This window comes from Lactococcus taiwanensis (assembly GCF_017068355.1).
Classification (GTDB): Bacteria; Bacillota; Bacilli; order Lactobacillales; family Streptococcaceae; genus Lactococcus; species Lactococcus taiwanensis.
The window spans coordinates 200,640-209,313 of record NZ_CP070872.1; the positions used below are offsets into that span (position 1 = coordinate 200,640).

General features: G+C 43.6%; 2 protein-coding genes, 3 tRNA genes and 3 rRNA genes. 2 read left to right on the forward strand and 6 right to left on the reverse strand.

Going from position 1 to position 8,674, the window contains the following annotated elements; all coding sequences use genetic code 11:
• Positions 1 to 41: 41 nt before the first annotated feature.
• The 6 genes from JW886_RS01035 to JW886_RS01060 all read right to left on the reverse strand — a co-directional run bounded on the left by JW886_RS01035 (position 42) and on the right by JW886_RS01060 (position 5,182).
• Positions 42 to 115 (reverse strand) — tRNA-Asn (locus JW886_RS01035).
• Between the two features lie 36 nt (positions 116 to 151).
• Positions 152 to 223, reverse strand: a tRNA-Glu gene (locus JW886_RS01040).
• A gap of 16 nt (positions 224 to 239) precedes the next feature.
• Positions 240 to 355: ribosomal RNA gene (gene rrf / locus JW886_RS01045) — 5S ribosomal RNA — on the reverse strand.
• An 82-nt stretch (positions 356 to 437) separates the two neighbouring features.
• A 23S ribosomal RNA gene (locus tag JW886_RS01050) occupies positions 438 to 3,338 on the reverse strand.
• Between the two features lie 133 nt (positions 3,339 to 3,471).
• Positions 3,472 to 3,544, reverse strand: a tRNA-Ala gene (locus JW886_RS01055).
• 91 nt (positions 3,545 to 3,635) lie between these two features.
• Positions 3,636 to 5,182: ribosomal RNA gene (locus JW886_RS01060) — 16S ribosomal RNA — on the reverse strand.
• The 16S, 23S and 5S rRNA genes sit together here with 3 tRNA genes alongside, the layout of an rRNA operon.
• 748 nt (positions 5,183 to 5,930) lie before the next feature.
• On the opposite strand from JW886_RS01060, the gene dnaA reads away from it, so the two are divergent.
• Together dnaA and dnaN are read left to right on the forward strand one after the other, a co-directional pair.
• Positions 5,931 to 7,298 carry a chromosomal replication initiator protein DnaA gene (dnaA, locus tag JW886_RS01065; protein WP_200407670.1) on the forward strand — a complete coding sequence of 456 codons (1,368 nt, stop codon included), beginning with the start codon at positions 5,931 to 5,933 and terminating at the stop codon, positions 7,296 to 7,298.
• Between the two features lie 157 nt (positions 7,299 to 7,455).
• Positions 7,456 to 8,598, forward strand: a complete 1,143-nt coding sequence (gene dnaN, locus JW886_RS01070; protein ID WP_205271883.1) for a DNA polymerase III subunit beta — start codon at positions 7,456 to 7,458, stop codon at positions 8,596 to 8,598.
• The last annotated feature ends 76 nt before the right edge of the window (positions 8,599 to 8,674 follow it).

Here is an 8,674-nt window from a genome sequence, read left to right on the forward strand (position 1 = left end):
TAAATTATAACAAAAAAGGAGACTTATAGTCTCCTAAAAAGCTGCGGATGTCAGACTCGAACTGACGACATCATGATTAACAGTCATGCGCTACTACCAACTGAGCTAATCCGCAATAACATAAAACCCGGTTCCCCGAGTTTTAATAATATAGTCCGTACGGGATTCGAACCCGTGTTACCGCCGTGAAAAGGCGGTGTCTTAACCCCTTGACCAACGGACCATAAGAGTTTTCCCAAACTTGGCCACTCGCCTATCTCCCAGGGGGCAACCCCCAAGTACTTCCGCCGTAGATGGACTTAACTTCTGTGTTCGACATGGGAACAGGTGTATCTCCATCGCAATGATGACCAAATCATTAAATGTTACCTTGAACATTCAAAACTAAATAACAATTCTTCTAACTCATAAACCTTAAGCATTTTATATTTGACTCTTTGGTAAAGTCCTCGAGCGATTAGTACTGGTCCGCTCCACGTCTCGCAACGCTCCCACTTCCAGCCTATCTACCAGATCATCTCTCTGGGCTCTTAATTCTTACGAATGGGTAATCTCATCTTGAGGTGGGCTTCGCACTTAGATGCTTTCAGCGCTTATCCCTTCCCTACATAGCTATCCAGCCGTGCTCCTGGCGGAACAACTGGTACACCAGCGGTAAGTCCATCCCGGTCCTCTCGTACTAAGGACAGATCCTCTCAAATTACCTACGCCCGCGACGGATAGGGACCGAACTGTCTCACGACGTTCTGAACCCAGCTCGCGTGCCGCTTTAATGGGCGAACAGCCCAACCCTTGGGACCGACTACAGCCCCAGGATGCGACGAGCCGACATCGAGGTGCCAAACCTCCCCGTCGATGTGAACTCTTGGGGGAGATAAGCCTGTTATCCCCAGGGTAGCTTTTATCCGTTGAGCGATGGCCCTTCCATGCGGTACCACCGGATCACTAAGTCCTAGTTTCCTACCTGCTCGAGTTGTAGCTCTCGCAGTCAAGCTGGCTTTTACCTTTACACTCTACGATTGATTTCCAACCAATCTGAGCCAACCTTTGAGCGCCTCCGTTACTCTTTAGGAGGCGACCGCCCCAGTCAAACTGTCCGTCAGACACTGTCTCCCTGGCCGATTATGCCAGCGGGTTAGAGTAACCATAAGTCAAGGGTAGTATCCCAACAACGCCTCAATAGAAACTAGCGTCCCTATTTCAATGGCTCCTACCTATCCTGTACATGACTTACAGGTACTCAATATCAAACTACAGTAAAGCTCCATGGGGTCTTTCCGTCCTGTCGCGGGTAACCTGCATCTTCACAGGTACTAAAATTTCACCGAGTCTCTCGTTGAGACAGTGCCCAAATCATTACGCCTTTCGTGCGGGTCGGAACTTACCCGACAAGGAATTTCGCTACCTTAGGACCGTTATAGTTACGGCCGCCGTTTACTGGGGCTTCAATTCATACCTTCGACTTACGTCTAAGCACTCCTCTTAACCTTCCAGCACCGGGCAGGCGTCACCCCCTATACATCACCTTGCGGTTTAGCAGAGAGCTGTGTTTTTGATAAACAGTTGCTTGGGCCTATTCACTGCGGCTGGCTTTTACACCAGCACCCCTTCTCCCGAAGTTACGGGGCTATTTTGCCGAGTTCCTTAACGAGAGTTCTCTCGATCACCTGAGGCTACTCGCCTCGACTACCTGTGTCGGTTTGCGGTACGGGTAGATATGACTTTACGCTAGAAGCTTTTCTTGGCAGTGTGACATCACGGAGTTCGCAACCGTAGTTGCTTCCCCATCACAGCTCAATGTTAAAGAGAAATGCATTTGACACATCTCACACCTCACTGCTTAGACCAGAATCCATTAACTGGCATCCGTTAGCCTACTGCGTCCCTCCATCACGATCATATCTAGTACTGGAATATCAACCAGTTGTCCATCGACTACGCCTTTCGGCCTCGCCTTAGGTCCCGACTAACCCAGGGCGGACGAGCCTTCCCCTGGAAACCTTAGTCTTACGGTGGATAAGATTCTCACTTATCTTGCGCTACTCATACCGGCATTCTCACTTCTTAACGCTCCAGCACTCCTCACGGTATACCTTCATCGCGGTTAAGAACGCTCTCCTACCATTGATAAAATATCAATCCAAAGCTTCGGTAATATGTTTAGCCCCGGTACATTTTCGGCGCAGGGTCACTCGACTAGTGAGCTATTACGCACTCTTTGAATGATAGCTGCTTCTGAGCTAACATCCTAGTTGTCTGTGCAACCCCACATCCTTTTCCACTTAACATATATTTTGGGACCTTAGCTGTTGGTCTGGGCTGTTTCCCTTTCGACTACGGATCTTAGCACTCGCAGTCTGACTGCCGAACATGTGTATTAGCATTCGGAGTTTATCTGAGATTGGTAATCCGAGATGGACCCCTCACCCAAACAGTGCTCTACCTCCAATACACTTACATTTCGACGCTAGCCCTAAAGCTATTTCGGAGAGAACCAGCTATCTCCCAGTTCGTTTGGAATTTCTCCGCTATCCACAAGTCATCCAAACACTTTTCAACGTGTCCTGGTTCGGGCCTCCAGTGCGTCTTACCACACCTTCACCCTGCTCATGGATAGGTCACTAGGTTTCGGGTCTACATCATGATACTAAGTCGCCCTATTCAGACTCGGTTTCCCTACGGCTCCGTCTCTTCAACTTAACCTCGCATCATAACGTAACTCGCCGGTTCATTCTACAAAAGGCACGCTCTCACCCATTAACGGGCTCGAACTTCTTGTAGGCACACGGTTTCAGGTGCTATTTCACTCCCCTCTCGGGGTTCTTTTCACCTTTCCCTCACGGTACTGGTTCACTATCGGTCACTAAGGAGTATTTAGGGTTGGGAGATGGTCCTCCCGGATTCAAACTGGATTTCGCGTGTCCAGCCCTACTCAGGATACTGCTAGGTATAAGCGCTATTTCGTCTACGGGATTATTACCCTCTTTGATTAACCTTCCCAGGTTATTCGACTATAATGCTTAAGTCCACGTTGCAGTCCTACAACCCCAAGAAGCAAGCTTCTTGGTTTGCCCTTCTTCGCGTTCGCTCGCCGCTACTTACGAAATCGTTTTTACTTTCTCTTCCTGCAGGTACTTAGATGTTTCAGTTCTCTGCGTTACCTTCACGTAAGCTATGTATTCACTTACGGATAACTGCTAGTAGCAGCTGGGTTTCCCCATTCGGAGACCTAGGGATCAATGCGTACTTACTGCTCCCCCTAGAATATCGTCGTTAGTCACGTCCTTCATCGGCTCTTAGTGCCAAGGCATCCACCGTGCGCCCTTATTAACTTTGCCATGATGATTTAAATCATCGTTTTTCAAGTATAAGTTTGTAAATTCTTTAAAATTCACAGCTTTTCGGTTTATTTATCGTTATTAGATATTGTTATTTAGTTTTCAATGTTCAAGTTTGAAACTTTCGTTTCAATGGAGCCTAGCGGGATCGAACCGCTGACCTCCTGCGTGCAAAGCAGGCGCTCTCCCAGCTGAGCTAAGGCCCCACAATCAAGAAGTTGATTCTTGTGTAGGTTTTTTACTAAACCCCTCAAAACTGAATAAAGTTGAATGCTCACTCTTGTATATATTCCTTAGAAAGGAGGTGATCCAGCCGCACCTTCCGATACGGCTACCTTGTTACGACTTCACCCCAGTCATCGGTCTTACCTTAGGTAGCGCCCTCCTTGCGGTTAGGCAACCAACTTCGGGTACTCCCAACTCCCGTGGTGTGACGGGCGGTGTGTACAAGGCCCGGGAACGTATTCACCGCGGCGTGCTGATCCGCGATTACTAGCGATTCCGACTTCATGTAGGCGAGTTGCAGCCTACAATCCGAACTGAGAATGGTTTTAAGAGATTAGCTAAACATCACTGTCTCGCGACTCGTTGTACCATCCATTGTAGCACGTGTGTAGCCCAGGTCATAAGGGGCATGATGATTTGACGTCATCCCCACCTTCCTCCGGTTTATCACCGGCAGTCTCGTTAGAGTGCCCAACTTAATGATGGCAACTAACAATAGGGGTTGCGCTCGTTGCGGGACTTAACCCAACATCTCACGACACGAGCTGACGACAACCATGCACCACCTGTATCCCGTGTCCCGAAGGAACTTCCTATCTCTAGGAATAGCACGAGTATGTCAAGACCTGGTAAGGTTCTTCGCGTTGCTTCGAATTAAACCACATGCTCCACCGCTTGTGCGGGCCCCCGTCAATTCCTTTGAGTTTCAACCTTGCGGTCGTACTCCCCAGGCGGAGTGCTTATTGCGTTAGCTGCGATACAGAGAACTTATAGCTCCCTACATCTAGCACTCATCGTTTACGGCGTGGACTACCAGGGTATCTAATCCTGTTTGCTCCCCACGCTTTCGAGCCTCAGTGTCAGTTACAGGCCAGAGAGCCGCTTTCGCCACCGGTGTTCCTCCATATATCTACGCATTTCACCGCTACACATGGAATTCCACTCTCCTCTCCTGCACTCAAGTCTACCAGTTTCCAATGCATACAATGGTTGAGCCACTGCCTTTTACACCAGACTTAATAAACCACCTGCGCTCGCTTTACGCCCAATAAATCCGGACAACGCTCGGGACCTACGTATTACCGCGGCTGCTGGCACGTAGTTAGCCGTCCCTTTCTGGTTAGATACCGTCACACGAGGAGCTTTCCACTCTCCTCGTCGTTCTTCTCTAACAACAGAGTTTTACGATCCGAAAACCTTCTTCACTCACGCGGCGTTGCTCGGTCAGACTTTCGTCCATTGCCGAAGATTCCCTACTGCTGCCTCCCGTAGGAGTTTGGGCCGTGTCTCAGTCCCAATGTGGCCGATCACCCTCTCAGGTCGGCTATGTATCATCGCCTTGGTGAGCCTTTACCTCACCAACTAGCTAATACAACGCGGGATCATCTTTGAGTGATGCAATTGCATCTTTCAAACTTAAAACTTATGTTTAAAGCTATTATGCGGTATTAGCATTCGTTTCCAAATGTTGTCCCCCGCTCAAAGGCAGATTCCCCACGCGTTACTCACCCGTTCGCTGCTCATCCAATCGGTACAAGTACCAATCTTCAGCGCTCAACTTGCATGTATTAGGCACGCCGCCAGCGTTCGTCCTGAGCCAGGATCAAACTCTCAAATAAAGTATTTAAGTCACCGAAGTGACTGGCTTGTCTTTCATTATTGATTGACAGATTTTTGATGTATTTCTACATCACATGAGTCATTCTTCTTTATTCAGTTTTCAATGGTCTAGCTCGCTTCAAGACCCTCGTCTCTCGCGACAACTATTATATTCTATCAAACCTAACTCCCCTTGTCAAGAATAAACTGTGACTTTTCCCCCTTTTTTCCTCCCTCGTTCGCTTTTGAATTCTTTGTATCCGTTTGCTTTGTATGCCACGACTCACTTTACCCTAAGCAATCTTTTTTCAAAAAGAAAGGCCTCTTCTCAATTGAAGAGGCCTGCTCAGTTACGGTTAGTCTTCATCAAATAATATCGCTTTTTACTTGATTTGTGTTTATTTAATAGTAGAAAACGAAAAAGTTTCTCATTTGAGCTCCTCAATCATAATTATAGCTTATTATGCCCTTTCCACAATATCATTTTACTTTGTATAAAAGTTGTGATTAAACCCCTCTACTTTTTTCCCTATCCACAGAAAAAAGACTCTTGTTTTAACTTTTCTACTCCTGTGGATAACTATCTCAATCGCTTTTATTCTCCTGTTTCCAGCAGTTATTTTTTCAAGTTTACACACTTTCCACAAAAATGTGAATAACTTTTTCAAGCGGTGGAAAACTTTCTTTTTGAAATATCAACAGACTGTGGAAAAATAGAGATTGAAATGATATAATGAGTTATCAACAAACTAAAAGTAAAGGAGTATTATGGCATCCCCTAATGATAATCAAAAGTTTTGGGCTCGAGTCACTGAACTTGCAAAGCAGAGTATCGGAAAGCAAGCTTACGACTTTTTTATAGAACCTGCTCAATTGATGTCCGTTGAGCAAGATACCGCCAATATCTTACTTGATAGCGGAATGAAAAAAGATTACTGGAAAAAACAGTCTGATTTGATTACCACTGCTGGTTTTGAAGTCTTTGGACGTCTTATTGATTATGTCCTTTATGCGAACGATGAATTAACAGATTTAGAGCTTCAGCGTCTAAGTAATCAATCGGCTCCTTCTCTCGAAACTCCAAGTGATAATAAAGCTACTCTACCTATGGTCAGCGGACTCAATGAAAAATATAATTTTGAAAATTTTGTTCAGGGCCCTGGTAACCGTTGGACTTTAGCTGCAGCCATTGCAGTTGCCGATAAACCAGGTGATACTTACAACCCCTTATTTATCTATGGTGGAGCAGGCCTAGGTAAAACCCATCTGATGCATGCGATTGGAAATCAAATCTTAACAGACAACCCAACAGCTAAAATCAAATATGTTTCTTCTGAAAATTTCGTGAACGATTACGTGAATGCAACCCGCAAAAATCAAATGGAAAACTTTGAGAACACGTATCGAAATCTAGATCTTCTCCTCTTAGATGATGTTCAGTTTTTTAGTGATAAAGAAGGAACAAAAAATGAATTTTTCAATACGTTTAATGCACTTTATGATAAAGGATCTCAAATTGTTCTGACTTCTGACCGTATCCCGCAAGAGTTAAATAATTTGGAAGATCGTTTAGTATCCCGCTTTTCTTGGGGACTAACTACTGATATTACAGCTCCTGACTACGAAACACGAATGGCCATCCTCTTAATAAAATCAGAATCAAGCCACCTTGAATTTCCAAGTGAAACCTTATCTTACATTGCCGGACAAATTGATTCAAACGTCCGAGAGTTGGAAGGAGCACTTAACCGCGTAGAATTTGTTGCACGCGCTAACGGTGTTTCTGTGGTAGATATTGAAACAGCAAGCCAAGCCTTACGCTCTTTAAAAAATGCAGCCCAACAATCTTTATCTAACTTGACGATTAAAAAAATTCAAGACGAAGTGGCTAATTATTATCATATCTCGTTTTCAGATCTTATAGGCCCTAAGCGTCCGAAAGAAATTGCTTTTCCAAGACAAATCGCTATGTACCTTGTTCGTGAATTGCTCGGAACAAGTCTTCCTGCAATAGGAAATGCCTTTGGAGGACGAGATCACACAACTGTGATGTATGCCTACAAGCAAATTTCAGATAAAATGAAAAATGATATGGAAGTTCAAAAAGATATTGATAGTATAAAACGTAAATTTTAGGCTTGTGGAAAACTCTAAGAGTTATAAAACGGTTGTTCTTATTTTATCCACAGGGCAAATGTCCTGTTTTCTAAGCGAATTTCTCTTATTAAGGTTATCCACAGGGCCTACTACTATTACTATTATATTTATAAAAAGAAATAATAAAAGGAGTCTCATGATTAAATTTTCAATTAATAAAAATGCTTTTCAAAATGCTTTAAAAATTACTAAGCAAGCGATTGGTTCTAAAGTTACTATTCCTGCACTGACAAAGTTGAAAATTGAAGTAGAAGAAAACGGGATTACTTTGATTGGTTCTAATGGACAAATTTCAATCAAAAACTTCTTACCCGTAGATAATAAAGATGCAAGCATGCTCATCTCAGGAACTGGCTCTGTTTTGTTAGAAGCAGCTTTCTTTGAAAATGTGGTAAGTCAACTGCCCGAAGTTACTCTGGAATTTACTGAAAAAGAACAAAAACAAGTCTTGTTAACTTCTGGCAAGTCAGAAATCACTTTAAAGGGTTTGGATTCCGAAATTTATCCGCACTTACAAGAAATTTCTGAAGGTGCCTCTTTAAAAATGAAAGTTAAAGCACTCAAAGAAATTTTTACTGAGACCGTCTTTGCTGTAAGTACACAAGAAAATCGTCCGATTTTTACAGGGGTCCATCTGGAAACATTACCCACTGGTGAACTAAAGGCCGTGGCAACGGACTCACATCGAATGAGTCAACGTTTGCTTCCCTTGGAAGATTCAGAGTTAAAATTTGATGTGATTTTGCCAAGTAAATCAATCAATAGTTTTAAAAATGTTTTCACAAATGATGAAGAAGAGATTGAAATTTTCATCAGTGGAAGCCAAATGCTTTTTAGAAATGAAACAATTAGTTATTATAGTCGTTTGATTGAAGGATCTTATCCTGATACTAATCGTTTAATTCCTAAAGAGTCGGATTATACATTAGATTTAGTATTCGATGCTGCGCAATTACGTCATACCATGGATCGTGCTCGTTTACTTACGGTTATGACAACAAATGGAACAGTAAAATTATCGGTTTCAGGTGATTCAATCATTACAACAGCAAATTCACCTGAGGTTGGGTCTGTCCATGAAGAGCTGACAGCCTTGTCAAAAGAAGGAAATGACTTATCAATTAGTTTTAATCCTGAATACTTAATTGATGCCTTGAAAGTGATTAAAGCACCAGAAGTGCGCATTCGTTTTATTTCAAATGTCCGTCCCTTTACTTTGCAACCTCGGAACGAAGCAGAAGGATTTATTCAATTGATTACACCTGTACGGACAAATTAAAAATTATGAGGCTTTAGTCGCTGGATTTTCTACTGATGGAGCTGTCAGTAAGCTAAAAAATTAGAATTTGTTATAA